The organism is Streptomyces melanosporofaciens, from assembly GCF_900105695.1.
In the GTDB taxonomy this organism is placed as follows: Bacteria; Actinomycetota; Actinomycetes; order Streptomycetales; family Streptomycetaceae; genus Streptomyces; species Streptomyces antimycoticus.
The window spans coordinates 1,098,597-1,118,831 of the sequence record NZ_FNST01000002.1; the positions used below are offsets into that span (position 1 = coordinate 1,098,597).

Below are 20,235 nucleotides of genomic sequence, written 5' to 3' on the forward strand. Positions count from 1 at the left end.
GATCACTGTATTGCGGCTGGTGGGGCGGACCGCAGAGGGCGAGGGGAGATCTCGGGCACAGAGGGGAGGGGCGGCGGATGGGGGCGGGTCTGTGGGCGCCTTCGGCGGGTGGTCCCCACGGCGGGTAGTCCTCCACCCCGCCCCTTCCCGAACGAAGGGGCTCCGCCCGCCCCCGCCGGGGCTCCGCCCCGGGCCCCGCTCCTCAAACGCCGGAGGGGCTGGATCAACGCCGGAGGGGCTGGATCGCGGCGGGTGGCTGGGCTTTCGGGGGGTTCGGGGCTCGTACTAGGGTGGCGGGACAGAGCACTCGCGGGAGCCCGGACGTACCGGGCTGAGAGGGAGGCTGAAACGGCCTCCGACCGTACGAACCTGATCCGGGTCATGCCGGCGAAGGGAGGGGCAGCGTGTCCACGCACGCACCAGGTCACGACGACCGACCACACACCTCAGGGCTTGACGGCCGACCATCCGTGGGCGGACCGCCCGACGGGCGCTACGACGCCCTCGTCATCGGGGGCGGCATCATCGGGCTGGTCACGGCCTGGCGCGCGGCTCAGCGGGGGCTGCGCACCGCCCTCGCCGACCCGGCGCCCGGCGGCGGAGCCGCCTGGGTCGCGGCCGGGATGCTGGCCGCCGTCACCGAGCTTCATTACGGCGAGCAGACCCTGCTCGGGCTCAACATGGCCTCCGCGCGCCGCTATCCGGACTTCGTGGCCGAGCTGGAGGAGGCGAGCGGCCAGGACGTGGGGCACCGCGTGTGCGGCACGCTCGCCGTGGCGTTCGACGCCGACGACCGCGCCCATCTGCGCGAGCTCCACACGTTCCAGCAGGGGCTCGGGCTGGAGTCCGAGTGGCTGACCGGGCGTGAATGCCGCCGCCTGGAACCGATGCTCGCGCCGGGCGTACACGGCGGGCTGCGGGTCTCCGGCGACAACCAGGTCGACCCGCGGCGGCTGACCGCGGCGCTGCTCACCGCATGCGAGCGGGCCGGGGTCACCTTCCACCGCGCCCACGCGGAGCGGCTGCTGCTGGACGGCGACCGCGCCACCGGGGTCGAGCTGACCGGGGGCACGCGCCTGGCCGCCGAGCGGACCGTACTGGCCGCCGGCAGCCTCAGCGGACGGCTCGCGGGCGTCCCCGACGACGTCCTGCCGCCCGTACGCCCCGTCAAGGGGCAGGTGCTGCGGCTGTCGGTGCCCGAGCGGTACGCGCCGTTCCTCTCCCGGACCGTACGGGCCGTGGTGCGCGGCGGGCCGGTCTACCTGGTGCCGCGTGAGAACGGCGAGCTGGTCATCGGCGCGACCAGCGAGGAGCTGGGCTGGGACACCACGGTCACCGCGGGCGGGGTGTACGAACTGCTGCGGGACGCCCATGAGGTGGTGCCCGGCATCACCGAACTGCCGCTGGTGGAGACGTGTGCCGGGCTGCGCCCCGGTTCCCCCGACAACGCACCGATGCTCGGCCCGACCGCGCTGCCGGGGCTGCTGCTGGCCACCGGCCACCACCGCAACGGCGTCCTGCTCACCCCGATCACCGGCGATGTCATGGCCGAGGCACTGACGAGAGGAGAACTCCCGCCGGAGGCCCGGCCGTTCACCCCGCGGCGCTTCGCGGCCCCCGCAGCCACCTCCTCCCCAGCACAGGAGCAGCACCCATGACCGTCTCCGTCAACGGCGAACCCCGCGAGGTCCCGGACGGGACCACCCTCGACCGGGTTGTCGCGACCCTCACCCAGGCGCCCTCCGGCGTCGCCGCCGCCGTCAACGAGACGGTCGTCCCCCGCACCCAATGGCCCGCGACCCCGCTCGGCGACGGTGATCGCGTCGAGGTCCTCACCGCGGTCCAAGGAGGCTGATCCACCCATGGCTCCCACCACGACCACCACACCCGTCACCACCGCCACGACCACACCGAACGCCCCGGGCCCGGCGCCCCTCGCCGCCCCCGACCCGCTCACCATCGCCGGGACCGACTTCGGCTCCCGTCTGATCATGGGCACCGGCGGCGCTCCCAGCCTGGACATCCTGGAGCGCTCGCTGCTGGCCTCCGGCACCGAGTTGACGACCGTCGCGATGCGGCGGCTCGACCCCACGGTGCAGGGGTCGGTGCTCTCCGTGCTCAACCGGCACGGCATCCGCCCGCTCCCCAACACCGCCGGGTGTTTCACCGCCGGTGAGGCCGTGCTCACCGCCCGCCTCGCCCGGGAGGCCCTGGGCACGGACTGGGTCAAGCTGGAGGTGGTCGCCGACGAGCGCACCCTGCTCCCCGATCCGATCGAGCTGATGGACGCCGCCGAGATCCTGGTCGACGACGGGTTCACGGTCCTCCCGTACACCAATGACGACCCGATCCTGGCCCGGAAGCTGGAGGACGTCGGCTGCGCCGCGATCATGCCGCTCGGCTCCCCGATCGGCTCCGGTCTCGGCATCCGCAATCCGCACAACTTCCAGCTGATCACCGAGCGTGCCACCGTGCCGGTGATCCTGGACGCGGGCGCGGGGACGGCGTCGGACGCCGCGCTGGCCATGGAACTGGGGTGCGCGGCGGTGATGCTCGCCTCGGCTGTCACCCGGGCCCAGGAGCCGGAGCTGATGGCGCGGGCGATGCGGCACGCGGTGGAGGCGGGCCGGCTGGCCCACCGGGCGGGCCGGATCCCGCGCCGCCACTTCGCCGAGGCATCGAGCCCGGCCGAGGGCCTGGCGGCCCTGGACCCCGAGCGCCCGGCGTTCGGCTAGCCGTTGTCCGAGCCGAGCCCGGCGTCCGGCCAGGCCCTGTCAGGGCACGACATCCGGCCAGCCCCGCGTCCGAGCCCGGCCCGCGGCCGGGCCCCGCCCGGACCCGACGTCCGGCCTGAGGGCGTCTTCGGCGGGTAGTCCCCCGCCCCGCCCCTTCCCGAAACGAAGGGGCTCCGCCCCCTCGACCCCCGTCGGGGCTCCGCCCCGGACCCCGATCCTCAAACGCCGGAGGGACTGGATTGCGGAAGCGCCGGAGGTACTGGATTGACGGCCCGGCCCGGCCCTCTACCGTGGATTGAGGGAGCAGCGCACAGCCGGAGGTGGTCGCCGTGACCGTGACCGTGGCCGACCGGATCGAGCGCGAGGTGTACGTACCGGCGCCGATCGACCGGGTGTGGCGGGTGCTGACGACACCCGAGCACATCCGCGTCTGGTACGCCCCCGGCGGCTGCGAGATCGATCCGCACCCCGGTGGGAGGCTCCGGTTCCGGTGGGACGAATACGGAGAGTTCCACGGTCAGGTCGAGCGGGCGGTCCCCGACACGCTCTTCCGCTTCCGGCTGGCCCTGGAACCCGATCACGCGCCCTCGGACCCCGGGGAGGCGACCCTGGTGGAGTTCGCGCTCTCCCCCGAGGGGCACGGCACCCGGCTGCGGCTGGCGGAGAGCGGTATCCGCGCCCTGTCCGTCCCCGACGACGCCAAGGCCAAGCACGCCGAATACGCCACGCTGTCCTGGACCTCAGCGCTCGAGGAGTTGGCCGCGATCGCCGCCGCGTCGCACAACTGACCCGCCGGTGTCACCGTTCCGCTGCAGTACCCGCCCCACCTGGGGCGGCCGGTCATGGCTCAGATCGATGCCTCGTAGACTTCCCCCGTGGATACGACCCTCCAGGACCCCCTCGTCGGGCAGGAGCTCGACGGCCGCTACCGCGTTGAGGCGCGGATCGCCGTTGGCGGAATGGCGACGGTCTACCGGGCCGTCGACACCCGGCTGGACCGTGTGCTCGCCCTGAAGGTGATGCACCAGAGCCTCGCCTCCGACGCCGCCTTCGTCGACCGCTTCATCCGTGAGGCGAAGTCCGTCGCGAGACTCGCGCACGCCAATGTGGTCGCCGTCTACGACCAGGGAGCAGACGGCGGCCATGTCTATCTGGCCATGGAGTACGTCGCGGGCTGCACTCTGCGCGATGTGCTCCGCGGGCGCGGGGCGCTGCATCCGCGCGCCGCGCTGGACATCCTGGAGCCGGTGCTGGCCGCGCTCGGGGCGGCCCACCGCGCCGGTTTCGTCCACCGCGACATGAAGCCCGAGAACGTGCTGATCGGGGACGACGGCCGGGTCAAGGTCGCCGACTTCGGCCTGGTCCGGGCGGTGGACACCAACACCAGCGCCTCCCCCGGCACCGTCCTCGGCACCGTGTCGTATCTCGCGCCCGAGCAGATCGAGCACGGCACGGCCGACCCCCGCGCCGATGTCTACGCCTGCGGTGTGGTGCTGTACGAGATGCTGACCGGCTCCAAGCCGCACGGCGGCAGCACCCCCGCGCAGGTCCTCTACCAGCATCTGAACGAGGACGTCCCGCCGCCGTCCGCCCTCGCGCCCGGGGTCGCCCCCGACCTGGACGCGCTGGTCGCCACAGCCACCGCCCGCGCGGCCGAGGGGCGCCCCGCCGACGCCGTCGCGCTGCTGGGCGCGGCCCGCGCGGTGCGGGCCGCGCTGACCGACGACCAGCTGGACGCGGTGCCCCCGCAGGCCAGGGAGGACACCTCGGCCGGTGCCGAGAACCGTACGACGGTGCTTCCGCGCCCGGCGGCGTCCGTCGACGACGAGCAGGAGCTGCTCAACCACACCAGCCGTCTGGAGCTGCCGCCGGAACCGCCCCGCCGGCAGGGGCATGGCCGACGCGGCCGGGGCGGGATGTCGCGCCGCGGGATCGTGACGATCGTCGCCGCGGTGGTGCTGGCGGTCGCCCTCGCCGCCGGTGTCTGGTACATCAGTGCCGGCCAGTTCACCGAGGTCCCGCCGGTGCTGCGAAAGACCCAGGCGGAGGCCGAGAAGAAGCTGCACGGCGCCGGGCTCGATGTGAAGGTCGTCAACGAGTTCAGCGATGTCATCCCCAAGGGCAAGGTCATCGGCTCCAAGCCGGGCCCGGGCGAGCGCGTGCGCGACACCGGCACCGTGACCATCCGGGTCTCCCAGGGGCCGCCGCGGGCCGAGGTGCCCAATGTGGTGGGCATGCCGCTGGCCGAGGCCAAGCGGAAGATCGCGGACCAGGGGCTGACGATCGGCAAGGTCATCCGCCGCTTCAGCAGTGAGACGGCCCAGGACTCGGTCCTCTCCACCAGCCCGGTCTCCGGCTCCGTGCGCCGCCCCGAGACGCCGGTGTCGATCGTGGTCAGCAAGGGCCAGCCGATCGACATCCCGGACGTGGTGGGCGATTCGGTCGACGAGGCCCGGTCCGAGCTGGAGGACGAGGGCTTCAAGGTGAAGATCGCCGAGCAGCAGGTGTTCTCGGAGGAGGACAAGGGCTCGGTCGCCGAGCAGTCCCCCTCGGGAGAGGGCGACGAAGAGGGCGCCAAGGGCGACACGGTCACGCTGACCGTCTCCAAGGGCGTGCAGATGATCGAGGTGCCGGATGTCACGGGTATGACGGCCGACGACGCCAAGGCGCAGCTCGAGGGGGCCGGCTTCAAGGTGGACGTCGAGAAGGCGCTGCTGTTCCCCGGGGACAAGGTGCAGGACCAGTCGGTGGACGGCGGGGACGAGGCGCCCAAGGGGAGCACGATCACCATCAAGCTCAAGGGCGGCGTGTTCTAGGGCCCCTGCTTCTGGGGCTCCCTGCTTCTGGGCTCCCTGCTTCTGGGGCTCCCTGCTTCCAGGGCCTCTGCCCAGCGGCCTCGCGGCTGCCGGACGGTGAGCGCGATCCGCGATCCGCGCTCCGTCCGGCAGCGGCCCCTGGCTCCAGGCGGTCAGCCGAAGCTGACCCGTTCCAGCCAGAAGTCGAGCAGCTTCTCGTCGCCCAGGATCTCGACGCCCGCGCTCCGGGCCGGGCGCCGCTTGTAGATGATCAGCAACAGGTCGGTCAGCGGCCCGCGCACCGCGACCGCGGCCTTCTCATGCGCCCGCCGCCAGATGATCGCGTCGCCGGTGAGGTCGACCACCCACTCCGCCGCCACCTCCGGTGCGGTGTCGGTGGCGTGGAAGTGGAGGGTGCGGCCCGGGCCGAGCAGCTCGCGCATCCAGGGGTGGACCTCGAAGTGCATCGGCAGCGAGCCGAGCGCCATCCACTCGTCGATCCCGTCCAGGGCGACCTCCTGGTCGAGGGTGTACTCCGCGCCGAGGGCCAGCGCCGCGTCGGCCCGGTGGAGCGCCGTCTCATGGGTGAAGCGGCGGGCGTAGAAGTCCGCGCGCCCTCCGGCGACCTGTCCGAAGTCCGGCGCCGGGGTCCACAGCTCCGCGTCGGGCCCCGCCTCGCGCAGCGTTTCGGCCAGCAGCTCGGCGCCCTCGACCAGCCAGGGGGCGACCTCGGCGGCGTCCTCCTCCGCGTACCGCGACGCATCGCGGAAATGCTGGTCGGGCAGCGCGCCCGTGGCCCGGGTCCGCACCATCTCCTCGGCCCACCGATGGGTCCCGCCGAGATGACGCAGCAGCTGCCCGACGTTCCAGCCCGGGCAGGTGGGCACGGGGCGCGTCAGATCCGCGCCCTCGATCGCGCCCCGCAACAGCTGGGTCTGCGCGACGATCTCGGAGCAGCGACGGTCAAAGCTCAGCAGAGTCATGCACGTCACACTAGAGGCGCCCGCCGACAGTTGGGACAGGCCCGATCACGCGGGCCCTGCGCACCTGGGAACCTTGAACTGTGAGTACGCATCGGATCCGCAATCCCATCGGTGGCCATGTCCGGGTGGCCGGTGGCCTCGCCACCGTCGGTCTGGCGCACGCCGCCGACATCGGCGCCGAGACCGTCCAGGTCTTCGTCGCCAATCCGCGCGGCTGGGCCACCCCGGCCGGTACGCCCGCCCAGGACGAGGCGTTCCGCGCCGCCTGCGCGAAGCGGTCCATACCGGCGTACGTCCACGCCCCCTACTTGATCAACTTCGGTTCGCACACCGAGGCCACGGCCGACCGGTCCGTGGAGTCCCTGCGCCATTCGCTCCGGCGCGGCCGGGAGATCGGTGCGCTCGGCGTCGTCGTCCACACCGGCTCGGCGACCGGGGGACGCGCGCGGGCCACCGCGATCGCACAGGTGCGGGAGCGGATGCTGCCGCTGCTGGACGAGCTGACCCGGGACGACGACCCCTGGCTGCTGCTGGAGCCGACCGCCGGGCAGGGCACCTCGCTGTGCGCGCTTGTGGAGGATCTGGGCCCGTACGTCGAGGCGCTCGACCGGCATCCCCGGCTCGGTGTCTGCCTGGACACCTGCCATGTGTTCGCGGCGGGCCATGACCTCGCAGCGCCGGGCGGTATGAAGCAGACCCTGGACGAGCTGGTGGCCGTCGCCGGCGAGGGGCGGCTCAAGCTGATCCACGCCAATGACTCCAAGGACGTGGTCGGCGCCCACAAGGACCGGCACGCCAACATCGGCGCCGGGCATATCGGGGCGGAGCCGTTCCGCGAGCTGTTCGGCCACCCCGCGACGGACGGGGTGCCGCTGGTGGTCGAGACGCCGGGTGGACCGGACGGTACGGCGGGGCATGCGGCGGATGTGGCCCGGCTGAAGGAGTTGCGCGCCGGGGCGGCCTGAGAAAAGTCCAGCCCATGGAGGAATACCCCTGGGGGGTATAGCGTTGAACGAGATCGACCGATCACCGATCATCGCTGGGGGTATGGACATGCGGCAGCATGAGCACACGCGGAGCGGGCCTTACGAGCACCATGGAGACCATGAGCACCGTAAGGGCGCGACGAGTTGGTCGATGGCCGCCCAGGCCACTCTGCACTGCCTCACCGGCTGTGCCATCGGCGAGATCGCGGGCATGGCCATCGGCACGGCCCTGGCCTGGCACAACGTCCCGACCATGATCCTGGCGATCGTGCTCGCCTTCGTCTTCGGCTACTCGCTGACCATGCGGAGCGTGCTGCGGGCGGGGCTCGATGTGCGCAGTGCGCTGCGGGTGGCCCTGGCGGCCGACACCGTCTCGATCACGATCATGGAGCTGGCCGACAACGGAACGATCGCCCTCTTCCCCGGCGCGATGGACGCGACGCTGTCGGACGCTCTCTTCTGGCTCAGCCTGGCTCTGTCGTTCGTGGTGGCGTTCCTGCTCACCACGCCGGTCAACAAGTGGATGATCACGCGGGGCAAGGGGCATGCGGTGGTCCACCAGTACCACTGACCGCGAAACGCGGCGGCGGCCCGAACTAGAACTCCGGGCCGTCGCCCGGTTCCTCCTGGTAGGTGTAGCGCTGCTCCGCCCAAGGGTCGCCTACGTTGTGATAGCCGCGCTCCTCCCAGAAGCCGCGGCGGTCGGCGGTCATGTACTCCACGCCGCGCACCCATTTCGGGCCCTTCCAGGCATAGAGATGGGGCACCACCAGCCGCACCGGAAAACCGTGCTCGGCGGTGAGCAGCTCCCCGTCCTTGTGCGTCGCGAAAATCGTGGTCTCCGCCATGAAGTCCGTCAGGCGCAGATTCGAGCTGAAGCCGTATTCCGCCCACACCATCACGTGGGTGACATCGGGCGCCGGCGGCGCCAGCTCCACGATCTCCAGCGCGGAAACCCCGCCCCATTCGGCGCCGAGCATGCTGAATTTGGTGACGCAGTGCAGATCGGCCACGACCGTCGAGTACGCCAGAGCCGAAAACTCTTCATGCGTCCAGCAGTGTTTATCGCCGTCCGCCGTGGCGCCGAAGACCCGGAACTCCCATCGCTCCGGCCTGAACTTCGGGACCGGCCCATAGTGCGTAACCGGCCAACCGCGCTGCAGTCGCTGCCCAGGGGGCAGCTTCGCGAGCTCCCCCTCGCGGCTTTCCGACTGACCCATGGGCTCCATGGTCTCAGACCGCCGGGGGTGGTCGTGACCAGGGCATCAGAGACGGGCACAACTCGTACTAAGCGTGCACTTACTGGACGCCCAACAGGCGCGGTGACACGATGCGCGGAACCTGCCGTTCCCGATCGGATTGGAAGGAGCCCCTCCGATGCAGGGTGACCCCGAGGTCCTCGAGTTCCTCAACGAGCAGCTGACCGGCGAGCTGACCGCGATCAATCAGTACTTTCTGCACTCCAAGATGCAGGACCACTTTGGCTGGACTCGGCTTGCCAAATACACCCGGTCGGAGTCTTTCGATGAGATGAAGCATGCGGAGCTTCTCACCGACCGGATCCTCCTCCTGGATGGCCTGCCCAATTACCAGCGGCTCTTCCATGTCCGGGTGGGCCAGACGGCGACCGAGATGTTCCAGGCCGACCGGCAGGTGGAGGTCGAGGCGATCGACCGCCTCAAGCGGGGCATCGAGCTGATGCGGTCCAAGAACGACATCACCTCGGCCAATCTCTTCGAGTACATCCTCGCCGACGAGGAACTCCACATCGACTATCTCGACACGCAGCTCGAGCTGATCGAGAAGCTCGGTGAGGCCCTCTACATCGCCCAGCAGATCGAGCAGCCCAGCGATGACCACGGCGGGGGCAACTACTCCGGGAACGGTCACCCCGGCCACTGAGCCCGGAGCGACGCCGGGAGCGACCGGGCCGGGCCGCCGGTCAGGCCGCCTCGGGCCGCCGCCGGTCAGGCCGCCTCGGCCGCCGTCGGCGCCGGGACGGAAGCGGCTGCGACGGCCGTCGCCGCGCTCGCCGTCGCCGCGGCCGTCGTCAGGACGACCGGGTCCAGCGCCTCGCGCCGGGGGCATGCACCGCGACCCAGCAGCGCCTGGATCTTCCGCACGCACGATCCGCAGTCCGTGCCCGCCTTGCAGGCACCGGCGATCTGGCGCGGGGTGCACGCGCCCGTTTCGGCGTGCTGACGCACCTGCTGCTCGGTGATGCCGAAGCATGAGCAGACGTACACGGGCTCTCTCCAGCGATGACGTTGATCAGTGAGGTAACCCTTACCTTACCTGCAGCATCGGAGCCCCACAACGGACAAGGGGCGCGGATCGTTGTGATCCGCGCCCCACCTGCGTCTTTATGATCTCTACCGGATGACCCTCACTGGTCCCGGTACATCTCCGCCACCAGGAACGCCAGGTCCAGCGACTGGCTGCGGTTGAGCCGCGGGTCGCACGCCGTCTCGTAGCGCTGGTGCAGATCGTCGACGAAGATCTCGTCGCCGCCGCCCACGCACTCCGTGACATCGTCGCCGGTCAGCTCCACGTGGATGCCGCCCGGATGGGTGCCGAGCTCCTTGTGGACCTCGAAGAAGCCCTTGACCTCGTCCAGCACATCGTCGAAGCGGCGGGTCTTGTGCCCGGAGGCCGCCTCGAAGGTGTTGCCGTGCATCGGGTCGCAGACCCAGACGACCTGCGCACCGGAGGCGGTCACCTTCTCCACCAGGTTGGGCAGCTTGTCGCGGACCTTGTCCGCGCCCATCCGGGTGATGAAGGTCAGCCGGCCCGGCTCGCGGTCCGGGTCGATCCGCTCGATCAGCGACAGCGCCTCTTCCGGCGTGGTCGTCGGTCCCAGCTTCACGCCCACCGGGTTGCGGACCTTCGAGGCGAACTCGATATGCGCCCCGTCCAGCTGCCGGGTGCGCTCACCGATCCAGACCATGTGCCCGGACACGTCGTACAGCTCACCGGTGCGCGAGTCGGTGCGGGTCAGCGCCGTCTCGTAGTCCAGGACCAGCGCCTCGTGCGAGGAGAAGAACTCGACGGTCTTGAACTCCTCCGGGTCCACCCCGCAGGCGTTCATGAAGGACAGCGCCCGGTCGATCTCGCGCGCCAGCGCCTCGTAGCGCTGACCCGACGGCGACGACTTCACGAAGTCCTGGTTCCAGGCGTGCACCTGGCGCAGGTCGGCGTAGCCGCCGGTGGTGAAGGCACGCACCAGGTTCAGCGTCGAGGCCGACGCCTGGTACATCCGCTTCAGCCGCTGCGGATCCGGGATCCGCGCCTCGGGGGTGAACTCGAATCCATTGACGGAGTCGCCACGGTATGTGGGCAGGGTCACCCCGTCGCGGGTCTCGGTCGGCTTCGAGCGCGGCTTGCTGTACTGCCCGGCGATCCGGCCCACCTTCACCACCGGGACGGATCCGGCGTAGGTCAGCACGGCGCCCATCTGCAGGAGCGTCTTCAGCTTGTTACGGATCTGGTCGGCGCCCACACCGTCGAATGCCTCGGCGCAGTCCCCGCCCTGCAGCAGAAACGCCTCGCCCCGCGCCACGGCCCCCAGGCGGTGCCGCAGCGCGTCGCACTCGCCCGCGAAGACGAGCGGCGGATAGGACTCAAGCTCAGCGATCACATCGCGCAGAGCCGCTCGGTCCGGCCAGTCAGGCTGCTGCGCCGCGGGAAGAGACTGCCAGGTGTGGCCACCGGCGTGGGATTCAGCGTTCACGGTCACCCGCACAAGGTTACGGGGTCTCCACCGCCGCCCAGCCCGGTGCCCACAGGGTGAGACATCTTCCACCACGCCATGGACGCTCCCGCCCCCTCTTCTCACCGCATTCGAAAAACTTCGGCTCGGCTGATCCCGCCTCCTGGCGGCTCCACTTCTCCTTGACCGGAATCCACCATGACAAGCTCGCGATCACGGCGCCCTTGACGGTGGACATCGACCTCACCGCCATCGGCGGGCGCTCCAGCCGACCCCGCGCCCCGCCCCTGAGGTAAAGTCCACTGCGTGTTCGCGCGACTGACCATGACCTGGTGGTGGACCGCTCATCCGGCGGCCCACTGAATCGCGCACTCCCAAGATCTCGCGAAGGCCGCCCGAGGGGCGGCCTTCGGCGTTTCCGCGGGTCGTTCCTCATTCCGGAAGGAACCATCCGCCATGCACCACACCGCCGAGGCCGTCGTCGCCCGGCTGCTCGCCGACGACGCGCCGCCCTTCGCCCTGCTGCACCGACGCACCCCGGGCCGGGCACCCGACACCGTCGAGGTGCTGCTCGGCCCGGTCGGCGAGGTGGAGCGGCTGACCGACATCCCGCTGCCGACCGGCGCGCCGAAGGACGGCGCGCCGGTGGCGGACGCCCTCGCGCTGGTGCCCTTCCGGCAGATCCGCGAGCGGGGGTTCGCGGTGCGCGACGACGGCACGCCGCTGGCCGTGCTGCGCCCGCGGGAGAGCTACGAGCTGCCGCTCGCCGAGGCGCTGGAGGCGCTGCCCGCGCACCGGGTGCGGGTCGAGGACGGGGCGTTCGACGTGGACGACGACGCGTACGCGTCCATCGTGAGCCGGGTCCTCGAGGACGAGATCGGCACCGGCGAGGGCGCCAACTTCGTCATCCGGCGGACGTTCCGGGGCGAGATCCCGGGCTTCTGCCGCGGCGACGCGCTCGCGCTCTTCCGGCGGCTGCTGGCCGGTGAGCGGGGCGCCTACTGGACGTATGTGGTGCGGCTGGCGGACGGGCGGACGCTGGTGGGGGCCAGCCCCGAGGTGCATGTGCGGATGACGGGAGGGAGGGGCGAGCGCGAAGCGCTCTCGGTTGACGGTGGTGGTGGGCGACGGGCGGGCACGGTCGTGATGAACCCGATCAGCGGGACGTACCGCTACCCCGAGAGCGGGGCGAGCGCGGAGGGGCTGCTGGAGTTCCTGCACGACCGTAAGGAGGTGGAGGAGCTGTCCATGGTCGTGGACGAGGAGCTGAAGATGATGTGCACCGTCGGCGACATGGGCGGGACGGTGATCGGGCCCCGGCTCAGGGAGATGGCACATCTCGCGCACACCGAGTACGAGCTGCGCGGCCGCTCCTCGCTCGACGTCCGGGAGGTGCTCCGCGAGACGATGTTCGCCGCGACGGTCACCGGTTCTCCGGTGCAGAACGCCTGCCGGGTGATCGAGCGCCATGAGCCCCTCGGGCCGGACGGCGCCGGACGCGGCTACTACGCCGGGGCGCTCGCGCTGATCGGGCGGGACGGCGGCGGCGCCCAGACCCTCGACTCGCCGATCCTGATCCGCACCGCCGACATCGACCCCGGGGGATCGCTGAAGGTGGCGGTCGGCGCCACGCTCGTCCGCCACTCCGACCCGCGCGGCGAAGTGGCCGAGACGCATGCCAAGGCGGCCGGGGTGCTGACCGCGCTGGGCGTGCGGCCGGCGCCCGTACGGCCGGAGGGGCAGGGCTCGCGGCCGCGGCTGGCGGACGATCCGCGGGTACGGGCGGCGCTGGACGCGCGGCGGGCGGACCTGGCGCCGTTCTGGCTGCGGATGCAGCAGACCCCGTCGTCGGCGGACGAGCCCGTGGCCGGAGGGCTGTCCGGGCATGCTCTGGTGATCGACGCCGAGGACACGTTCACCGCGATGCTCGCGCATCTGCTGCGCACCTCGGGGCTGACCGTGACCGTGCGGCGGTACGACGAGCCGGGGGTGCGGGAGGCGGCGCTGGCGCATCAGGGGCCCGTGGTACTCGGCCCGGGGCCGGGCGACCCCGGCGATGCGGCCGACCCCAAGATGCGGTTCCTGCGGGCGCTGACCGCCGAGCTGGTGGCCGGGCACCGGCACGGGCTGCTGGGGGTGTGCCTGGGGAACGAGCTGATCGCGGCCGAGCTGGGGCTGGAAATCGTGCGCAAGGACGTGCCGTTCCAGGGCGCGCAGGAGCGGATCGACTTCTTCGGGCGCGAGGAGACCGTCGGCTTCTACAACACCTTCACCGCGCGCTGCGACGAGGCGGCGGAGACGGAGCTGGCGATGCACCGCGTGGAGCTGAGCCGGGACCCGGTGACCGGCGACGTGCACGCGCTGCGCGGACCGGGCTTCGCCGGTGTGCAGTTCCACCCGGAGTCGGTGCTGTCCCGGGACGGGGCGGCGCTGGTGGCGGAGCTGCTGGCGGGCGTGCTGGTCTGAAGGACCCACCGGCCCGCAGGGCGGCGTGAGGGCGGCATGACGTGACGGCGGCATGACGATGGGCCGGGTGCGGTGAACGCGCCCGGCCCATCGCCGTACTGCACCCAGACGGCCTCAGCCGAAGAAGACCTCGGCCTCGGCGTAGAGCGAGGGATCGACGGTCTTGAGCCGTGCGGTCGCCTCGGCGAGCGGAACCCGGACGATGTCGGTGCCGCGCAGCGCCACCATCTTCCCGAAGTCCTCGTCCCGCACCGCGTCGATGGCGTGCAGCCCGAAGCGGGTGGCCAGCCAGCGGTCGAAGGCACTGGGCGTGCCCCCGCGCTGGACATGGCCGAGGACGGTGGTGCGGGCCTCCTTGCCGGTGCGCTTCTCGATCTCCTTGGCCAGCCACTCGCCGACCCCGGAGAGCCGGACATGGCCGAAGGAGTCCGTCGAGTCGTCCTTGAGGACCGCGTCGCCGTCCCTGGGCATCGCGCCCTCGGCGATGACCACGATCGGGGCGTAGCGGATCTTGAATCGGGACTCGACCCAGGAACAGACCTGGTCGACGTCGAAGCGCTGCTCGGGGAGAAGGATGACATTGGCGCCGCCGGCCAGCCCCGAGTGCAGGGCGATCCACCCGGCATGACGGCCCATCACCTCGACGACGAGCACGCGCATATGCGATTCGGCGGTGGTGTGGAGCCGGTCGATGGCTTCGGTGGCGATGTTGACGGCGGTGTCGAAGCCGAAGGTGTAGTCGGTGGCGGACAGGTCGTTGTCGATGGTCTTGGGGACGCCGACACAGCAGATCCCGTAGTCGCCGGAGAGCCGGGCGGCGACGCCGAGGGTGTCCTCGCCGCCGATCGCGATCAGCGCGTCGACCTCCTGCTTGACCAGGGTCTCCTTGACCCGCCGGATGCCGTCCTCGCTCTTGAGGGGGTTGGTGCGGGAGGAGCCGAGGATGGTGCCGCCGCGCGGCAGGATGCCGCGCACCGCGCGGATGTCGAGGGGAACGGTGTCGTTCTCGAGAGGGCCTCGCCAGCCGTCCCGGAAGCCGATGAAGTCATAGCCGTATTCCTGTACGCCCTTGCGCACGACGGCGCGGATGACCGCGTTGAGCCCGGGGCAGTCACCGCCGCCGGTCAGCACTCCGACCCGCATCGTTTCTTCCCTTCTCCCATGGAATCCCGTGATTGGGCCCGGTACGGAGAGCCACGCTAACGGTGATCCAGGTCACACGGGATGGGGCGTCAGTCGATTCCCGCGCGGATCAAGGGAGTTGGTTTTGAACTTCACCCGTACGAGGGGTGAAGCGGTGTCAGGGCCTCGGCCGGACGGCCTCAGGCGTCGTCCAGACCGCGCTCGATGGCGTAGCGGACCAGCTCCACGCGGTTGTGCAGCTGGAGTTTGCCGAGGGTGTTCTGGACGTGGTTCTGCACCGTGCGGTGCGAGATGACCAGCCGCTCGGCGATCTGCTTGTACGACAGCCCCTTGGCCACCAGCCGCAGCACCTCCGTCTCGCGCTCGGTGAGCTGGGGGACGGCGGGCTGGTCGGCGGCGGTGGGGGCGGGTTCGCCCGCGAGCCGCCGGTACTCGCCGAGCACCAGGCCCGCGAGGCCGGGGGTGAACACCGGGTCGCCGGCCGCCGTGCGGCGCACCGCGTCCAGCAGCTCCTCGGTGCTGGCCGACTTCAGCAGATAGCCGGTGGCCCCGGACTTGACCGCCTCCAGGACGTCCCCGTGCTCACCGCTCGCGGAGAGCACCAGCACCCGCAGCTCGGGGCGGTCGGCGAGGACTTCCTTGCACACCTCGACCCCCGGCAGCCCGGGCAGGTTGAGGTCGAGCACCAGGACGTCGGGCCCGGCCGCCTTGGCCCGGCGGACCGCCTGCGGTCCGTCCCCGGCCGTGGCCACCACGTCGAACCCGGCCTCGGCCAGGTCCCGGGCCACCGCGTCGCGCCACATCGGATGGTCGTCGACCACCATCACCGTCATCGGGCGGCCGTCGTGCTGAGCGGTCATCGTGCCGCTTCCCCCTTTGCCTTCGCCTTCTTCGCAGGCGCCTTCGGAACCGTCAACTCCACTTCGGTGCCCTGCCCCGGCGCCGAGATCCACGCGGCGGCGCCGCCGAGGTCGCGCAGCCGCCCCCGGATCGACAGGGCCACCCCCAGGCGGCCCTCCGCCTCCGCGTCCGCCAGCCGCCCCTCGGGGATGCCGGGGCCGTCGTCCCGTACGGTCACCATCACCGCGTCCGGCTCGTCCTCCAGCAGGATCCAGGCGTGGGCGTCCTCCCCGGCGTGGACCCGTACGTTGTCCAGGGCGGCGCCCACGGCGGCGGCCAACTCCCCGGCGACGCCCGCCGGGAGGAGCACCGGGGCGCCCGGTTCGGAGAACGTCACCCGGGAGCCCGCGTGCGGCGCCAGCAGGGCCCGCAGATCGCACGGGCCGCCGTCGGAGCGCTCGGGGTCGGGCGGACAGGGCGGGACCAATGGGTCCGCCTCGTCCGGGAGGCCGCCCGGGTCGGGGGCGGCGTCCGCCCCACGCGGCGGGGTCACCAGACCGGTGGAGACCAGGGTGCGCAGCGCGATCTCCTGCTCCCCCGCCATCCGGCCCAGTTCGGCCGCCTCACCGCCGATCGCGGCGCCGCGCCGCTGCACCATGGCGAGCACCTGGAGGACGCTGTCGTGGATGTCGCGGGCCAGCCGCTCCCGCTCCCGGGTCGCCGCCTCGATGCGCAGCGCCCGCGCGAGGGTGCGCTCACTGGCCCGGGCCACCTCGACGACGTAGCCGATGGCCACGCTCGCCACCCACACCAGCATCAGCATGTGGACGGTGTCCTGGGCGAAGCCGCCGCGCTCGATCACATTGGCGGCGCAGACCACGGTGGAGGCCGAGGCGCCCCAGCGCCAGCCGCCCTTGATCGCGAAGCCGAGGACCGCGCCCATCGTCCATATCGAGGGGAGGGTGGGCGTGCCCTGGACGATCCGGTCATGGGTGTCCACGAGCGGAGTGAGCAGAATGCCGGTCACCGCGATGCCGAGGTCGCCGACGAGGAACTGCCGGGTGCAGCGCTCGGCCGAGGAGACCATCCGGAAGGTGAGCGCCGTCCACAGCGTGAGCACCGCCAGATAGACGACGGCGCCGAGCGGGTGGTCGTACTCGTCGAAGGAGTAGACGCACAGGCCGAGCGCGTAGAGCAGGGTGAGCACCCGGTAGGCGGTCAGCGCCTGCCACAGCGGCTGCTCGACGGACATCCGCACCACGCGCTCGCCCCCGGCGCGCTCACCTCTGGACCGCTCCGTCAACGTCCCCCACCCCCCGGTGCGGCGCGGCTAGGCGCCGGACTTGTGTTTGTCCTTCTCCTTCTCGGCCGCCTTACGGGCCGCCTCGGCATCCGCGATCTGCCGCTTGGCGGCGGTCGCGTAGACGTCCACGTACTCCTGGCCGGAGAGCTTCATGATCTCGTACATGACCTCGTCGGTCACCGAGCGCAGGATGAAGCGGTCGCCGTCCATGCCGTGGTAGCGGCTGAAGTCCAGCGGCTTGCCGATCCGGATACCGGGCCGCATCAGCTTGGGCATGACCTTGCCGGGGGGCTGGATCTTCTCGGTGTCGATCATCGCCACGGGGAGCACCGGCGCGCCGGTCGCGAGCGCGACCCGGGCCAGGCCGCCCGGCTTGCCCCGGTAGAGCCGTCCGTCGGGCGAGCGGGTGCCCTCGGGGTAGATGCCGAAGAGCTCACCCCGCTTGATCACGTCGATGCCCGCCTTGATGGCGGCCTCGCCGGCGCCGCGCGAACCCGAGCGGTCCACCGGGAGTTGGCCGACGCCCTTGAAGAAGGCCGCCGTCAGCCGCCCCTTGACCCCGGGGGTGGTGAAGTACTCCTGCTTGGCGATGAAGGTGACCTTCCGGTCGAGCATCGCGGGCAGGAAGAAGGAGTCGGAGAAGGAGAGGTGGTTGCTCGCGAGGATGGCCGGCCCCTCGGCGGGGACGTTCTCCAACCCCTCGACCCAGGGCCGGAAGGTGAGCTTCAACGCGCCACCCACCGACAGCTTCATAGCGCCGTAGAACAACCGGGACCTCCTGTATCCGACGAGGAGACCTTAACCTGCCTACCCCGTATGCGGCGCGCCGCGTACGCTGAGGACCTCGATACCCGCTTCCCCAGTGAACGGAGATCCGTGGTGCCGCTCCTGCCCGGAGCCGAGCCGTTCCGCCATGACGGCGGAGAGATCGGCGTCCTCGTCTGTCACGGCTTCACCGGTTCCCCGCAGTCCGTGCGGCCCTGGGCCGACCATCTCGCGGCCCGTGGTCTGACCGTCTCGCTGCCGCTGCTTCCCGGCCATGGCACCCGCTGGCAGGACCTCGCCGTCACCGGCTGGCAGGACTGGTACGCGGAGGTGGACCGCGAGCTGCGGTCGCTGATCCGGGCCTGCGAGCGGGTGTTCGTCTGCGGTCTGTCGATGGGCGGGGCGCTCGCGCTGCGGCTGGCCGCCCAGCACGGCGCGGAGATCAGCGGCCTGGCCCTGGTGAATCCGGCCAACCGCATCCACGATCCGCTGGCCGTGGCCCTTCCGGTGCTGCGTCATCTGGTGCCCTCGGTGAAGGGCATTGTGAGCGATATCGCCAAGCCGGGGGCGCGGGAGTCGGGCTACGACCGGATGCCGCTGCACGCCGTGCACTCGATGCGCCGCTTCTACCGGGTGGTCGACGCCGAACTGCCGCAGGTGACCCAGCCGCTGCTGGTGATGCACAGCCCCCAGGACCATGTGGTGCCGCCGGCCGACTCCGAGCGCATCCTGAGTCAGGTGTCCTCGCGGGACGTCACCGAGCGGCTGCTGGAGCGCAGCTTCCACGTGGCGACCCTGGACCATGACGCCGAGTTCATCTTCGAGGAGACGGACACGTTCATCACCCGGCTGACGGCGGGTATGGGTGAGGACACCGACACCCGGACCGACCTCGGGAAGGGAAGCGGGAAGGAGGGGGCGGCGGCCAGTGGCTGAGCGCGACTCGAATGAGAACGAGGCGGACGCGCGGCGCGATGACGACGCCGCCTTCGCCGCCATCGTCGCCGCGTACGGGGAGGAGCCGCACGACCCTCCGGGCGCCGAGCGATGGCCTGCTGCCGAGAACCTCGACGAGGAGCGGGAGCGGGACCAGGACCACACGTCCGCGGCGGACGGCGACACCGGCACCGACCCCGACACCGACCGCGAAGGGCCCGGTGACGGCGAGGCCATCGGCGGGGCGGCGACGGCCGGGCTGACCAAGACCGACAAGACCGGCAAGCCGGTGGGCGGCTTCATCGTCTACGCCCCGGGCGTGGGCCCCCGCGACTGGGAGCCCGAGGAGCCGTCCGAGGACGACTTCGACGAGACCGACGAGGGCCATTTCGTCCCGCCCGAGCCGCCTCCGCTCCCCGAGTCCGACACCACCTCCCGCTTCGCCTGGCTGGGCGTGCTGGGCGGGCCGCTGCTGCTGCTCGGTGTGGTGCTGTTCCAGGTGGAGATGGTCTGGTGGATCGCGACGCTGGGCGTCGGGGGCTTCCTGGGCGGCTTCGTCACGCTGGTGATGCGGATGAAGGACGACGACGAGGAAGAGGACGAGGACCCGGGGCGCGGCGCCGTCGTCTGACCCCGGGACTGCCGTCGTCTGACCCCGGGGCTCCGGAGCCGGGTGTCCCGGCTCCGGCTCCGCCCGGGGGCGATCGGCCTCAGCCCCGCCCGGGGGCGATCGGCCTCAGACCGGGGCGACGCGGGGCAGCCGGAGCGCGGCCAGCACCGGAAGGTGGTCCGTGGCCGCCAGGAGGTCCGCGTCGGTGACGCCGGGCAGCCCGGTCGGGACCCCACAGCCGATGATCTCGACGCCCTCCGAGGCGAAGACGGCGTCGATGCGCTGATGCGGGTTCTTGGGGTTCGAGGTGGCCTCGCTCCCCCAGGGCTCGGTGGCCCAGCCGTCCCGCAGCTGGCCCGCGATCCGGCGGAAGGCGAGGCCCTCCGGCCGGTCGTTGATGTCTCCGGCCGCGATGGCGTACGGGACGTCGAGCGCGGCCAGGTGGTCCAGCAGCAGCCCGGCCTGCTCGTAGCGCTCGGCCTCCGCGAGGCTCAGATGGCAGCTGACCACGCCGAGCCGGACGCCGTCGGGGCCCTTTGAGGAGCCGTCGCCGCTCTCCCGGGCGCCGGTGTCGCGGTGGCCGCCGCCGAAGCGCAGCACGGCGGTCGCGAAACCGCGCCGGTGCAGCCCGGGCACGCGGGGCAGCAGGGTGTCCTCGGCGTGCTCCACATGGGCGCGCAGCGAGGTGAGGATCATCGGGCCGGCGGCGGTGGCCCCGCCCGTGGTGTAGACGAGGCCGGTCTCCCGGGCCAGCCAGGCGGCGGCCTTGCGCCAGCGGAAGAAGCGCGGCGCCTCCTGGACGCAGACGACATCGGGGGTGCAGGCCCGGATCACCCGGGCCAGCGCCTCGCGGTCGTCCCGCATCGAGCGGATGTTGTAGCTGAGCACCCGCACCACGGCCGCGTCCGGGTCGGTGGTGGATCCGGGCAGGTCCGCGAGCGGCACGATGACGGTTCCCCCCTCG

21 protein-coding genes and 1 riboswitch are annotated in these 20,235 nt (G+C 71.7%); of the genes, 12 read left to right on the forward strand and 9 right to left on the reverse strand.

Going from position 1 to position 20,235, the window contains the following annotated elements:
- Positions 1-299: 299 nt before the first annotated feature.
- A riboswitch (TPP riboswitch) is annotated at positions 300-413 on the forward strand.
- Between the two features lie 57 nt (positions 414-470).
- The 5 genes from thiO to pknB all read left to right on the forward strand — a co-directional run bounded on the left by thiO (position 471) and on the right by pknB (position 5,551).
- Positions 471-1,658, forward strand: a complete 1,188-nt coding sequence (thiO, locus tag BLV72_RS07525; protein ID WP_093461133.1) for a glycine oxidase ThiO — start codon at positions 471-473, stop codon at positions 1,656-1,658.
- Positions 1,655-1,855, forward strand: a complete 201-nt coding sequence (gene thiS / locus BLV72_RS07530) for a sulfur carrier protein ThiS (RefSeq protein ID WP_059143435.1) — start codon at positions 1,655-1,657, stop codon at positions 1,853-1,855. Before thiO ends, thiS begins: the two co-directional genes overlap by 4 nt.
- 7 nt (positions 1,856-1,862) lie before the next feature.
- The gene (locus BLV72_RS07535) at positions 1,863-2,735 is read left to right on the forward strand and encodes a thiazole synthase (RefSeq protein ID WP_093461135.1); all 873 of its coding nucleotides are present in this window, start codon (positions 1,863-1,865) and stop codon (positions 2,733-2,735) included.
- A 329-nt stretch (positions 2,736-3,064) separates the two neighbouring features.
- Positions 3,065-3,523, forward strand: coding sequence for an SRPBCC domain-containing protein (locus BLV72_RS07540; protein ID WP_093470226.1), 459 nt, complete (start codon positions 3,065-3,067; stop codon positions 3,521-3,523).
- 87 nt (positions 3,524-3,610) lie between these two features.
- On the forward strand, positions 3,611-5,551 hold the full coding sequence (gene pknB / locus BLV72_RS07545; RefSeq protein ID WP_093461137.1) for a Stk1 family PASTA domain-containing Ser/Thr kinase: 1,941 nt from the start codon (positions 3,611-3,613) through the stop codon (positions 5,549-5,551).
- 152 nt (positions 5,552-5,703) lie between these two features.
- On the opposite strand, the gene BLV72_RS07550 is transcribed toward pknB, so the two are convergent.
- The gene (locus tag BLV72_RS07550) at positions 5,704-6,513 is read right to left on the reverse strand and encodes a maleylpyruvate isomerase family mycothiol-dependent enzyme (protein ID WP_093461138.1); all 810 of its coding nucleotides are present in this window, start codon (positions 6,511-6,513) and stop codon (positions 5,704-5,706) included.
- Positions 6,514-6,593: 80 nt separating this feature from the next.
- On the opposite strand from BLV72_RS07550, the gene BLV72_RS07555 reads away from it, so the two are divergent.
- Both BLV72_RS07555 and BLV72_RS07560 read left to right on the forward strand, forming a co-directional pair.
- Positions 6,594-7,478 (forward strand): deoxyribonuclease IV, encoded by an 885-nt coding sequence (locus BLV72_RS07555; protein ID WP_208905578.1) that lies wholly within the window; start codon positions 6,594-6,596, stop codon positions 7,476-7,478.
- An 82-nt stretch (positions 7,479-7,560) separates the two neighbouring features.
- Positions 7,561-8,070 carry a DUF4396 domain-containing protein gene (locus BLV72_RS07560; RefSeq protein ID WP_093461140.1) on the forward strand — a complete coding sequence of 170 codons (510 nt, stop codon included), beginning with the start codon at positions 7,561-7,563 and terminating at the stop codon, positions 8,068-8,070.
- A gap of 25 nt (positions 8,071-8,095) precedes the next feature.
- Here BLV72_RS07560 and BLV72_RS07565 read toward each other — a convergent pair whose 3' ends face one another.
- Positions 8,096-8,719: a sulfite oxidase-like oxidoreductase gene (locus BLV72_RS07565; RefSeq protein WP_093461142.1), complete on the reverse strand. Its 624-nt coding sequence runs from the start codon at positions 8,717-8,719 to the stop codon at positions 8,096-8,098.
- 157 nt (positions 8,720-8,876) lie between these two features.
- Here BLV72_RS07565 and bfr point away from each other — a divergent pair, with 157 nt between their 5' ends.
- Positions 8,877-9,401: a bacterioferritin gene (gene bfr / locus BLV72_RS07570; protein ID WP_093461144.1), complete on the forward strand. Its 525-nt coding sequence runs from the start codon at positions 8,877-8,879 to the stop codon at positions 9,399-9,401.
- A gap of 65 nt (positions 9,402-9,466) precedes the next feature.
- On the opposite strand, the gene BLV72_RS07575 is transcribed toward bfr, so the two are convergent.
- Complete coding sequence (locus BLV72_RS07575; protein WP_093461146.1) at positions 9,467-9,745, reverse strand: (2Fe-2S)-binding protein; 279 nt, start codon at positions 9,743-9,745, stop codon at positions 9,467-9,469.
- Between the two features lie 140 nt (positions 9,746-9,885).
- Positions 9,886-11,235 carry a class II 3-deoxy-7-phosphoheptulonate synthase gene (locus BLV72_RS07580; protein WP_093470228.1) on the reverse strand — a complete coding sequence of 450 codons (1,350 nt, stop codon included), beginning with the start codon at positions 11,233-11,235 and terminating at the stop codon, positions 9,886-9,888.
- A gap of 279 nt (positions 11,236-11,514) precedes the next feature.
- Between BLV72_RS07580 and BLV72_RS51945 the strand changes: the two genes are divergently transcribed.
- Positions 11,515-11,571: a trp operon leader peptide gene (locus BLV72_RS51945; protein WP_106516695.1), complete on the forward strand. Its 57-nt coding sequence runs from the start codon at positions 11,515-11,517 to the stop codon at positions 11,569-11,571.
- 93 nt (positions 11,572-11,664) lie between these two features.
- The gene (locus BLV72_RS07590) at positions 11,665-13,674 is read left to right on the forward strand and encodes an anthranilate synthase family protein (RefSeq protein WP_093461149.1); all 2,010 of its coding nucleotides are present in this window, start codon (positions 11,665-11,667) and stop codon (positions 13,672-13,674) included.
- Positions 13,675-13,788: 114 nt separating this feature from the next.
- Here the strand turns inward: BLV72_RS07590 and BLV72_RS07595 are convergent, their stop codons facing one another.
- The 4 genes from BLV72_RS07595 to BLV72_RS07610 all read right to left on the reverse strand — a co-directional run bounded on the left by BLV72_RS07595 (position 13,789) and on the right by BLV72_RS07610 (position 17,713).
- Complete coding sequence (locus BLV72_RS07595; RefSeq protein ID WP_093461150.1) at positions 13,789-14,817, reverse strand: 6-phosphofructokinase; 1,029 nt, start codon at positions 14,815-14,817, stop codon at positions 13,789-13,791.
- 179 nt (positions 14,818-14,996) lie between these two features.
- Complete coding sequence (locus tag BLV72_RS07600) at positions 14,997-15,677, reverse strand: response regulator (protein WP_014060046.1); 681 nt, start codon at positions 15,675-15,677, stop codon at positions 14,997-14,999.
- On the reverse strand, positions 15,674-16,909 hold the full coding sequence (gene macS, locus BLV72_RS07605) for a MacS family sensor histidine kinase (RefSeq protein WP_093470229.1): 1,236 nt from the start codon (positions 16,907-16,909) through the stop codon (positions 15,674-15,676). The genes BLV72_RS07600 and macS overlap by 4 nt, the downstream gene beginning before the upstream one ends.
- Before the next feature lie 78 nt (positions 16,910-16,987).
- Positions 16,988-17,713, reverse strand: coding sequence for a lysophospholipid acyltransferase family protein (locus tag BLV72_RS07610; RefSeq protein WP_093461152.1), 726 nt, complete (start codon positions 17,711-17,713; stop codon positions 16,988-16,990).
- Positions 17,714-17,839: 126 nt separating this feature from the next.
- On the opposite strand from BLV72_RS07610, the gene BLV72_RS07615 reads away from it, so the two are divergent.
- Positions 17,840-18,661 carry an alpha/beta hydrolase gene (locus tag BLV72_RS07615; protein WP_208905579.1) on the forward strand — a complete coding sequence of 274 codons (822 nt, stop codon included), beginning with the start codon at positions 17,840-17,842 and terminating at the stop codon, positions 18,659-18,661.
- The gene (locus BLV72_RS07620) at positions 18,654-19,292 is read left to right on the forward strand and encodes a hypothetical protein (protein ID WP_093461153.1); all 639 of its coding nucleotides are present in this window, start codon (positions 18,654-18,656) and stop codon (positions 19,290-19,292) included. Before BLV72_RS07615 ends, BLV72_RS07620 begins: the two co-directional genes overlap by 8 nt.
- A gap of 105 nt (positions 19,293-19,397) precedes the next feature.
- Here the strand turns inward: BLV72_RS07620 and BLV72_RS07625 are convergent, their stop codons facing one another.
- Positions 19,398-20,216, reverse strand: coding sequence for an endonuclease/exonuclease/phosphatase family protein (locus BLV72_RS07625; RefSeq protein WP_093461155.1), 819 nt, complete (start codon positions 20,214-20,216; stop codon positions 19,398-19,400).
- Positions 20,217-20,235: the final 19 nt, after the last annotated feature.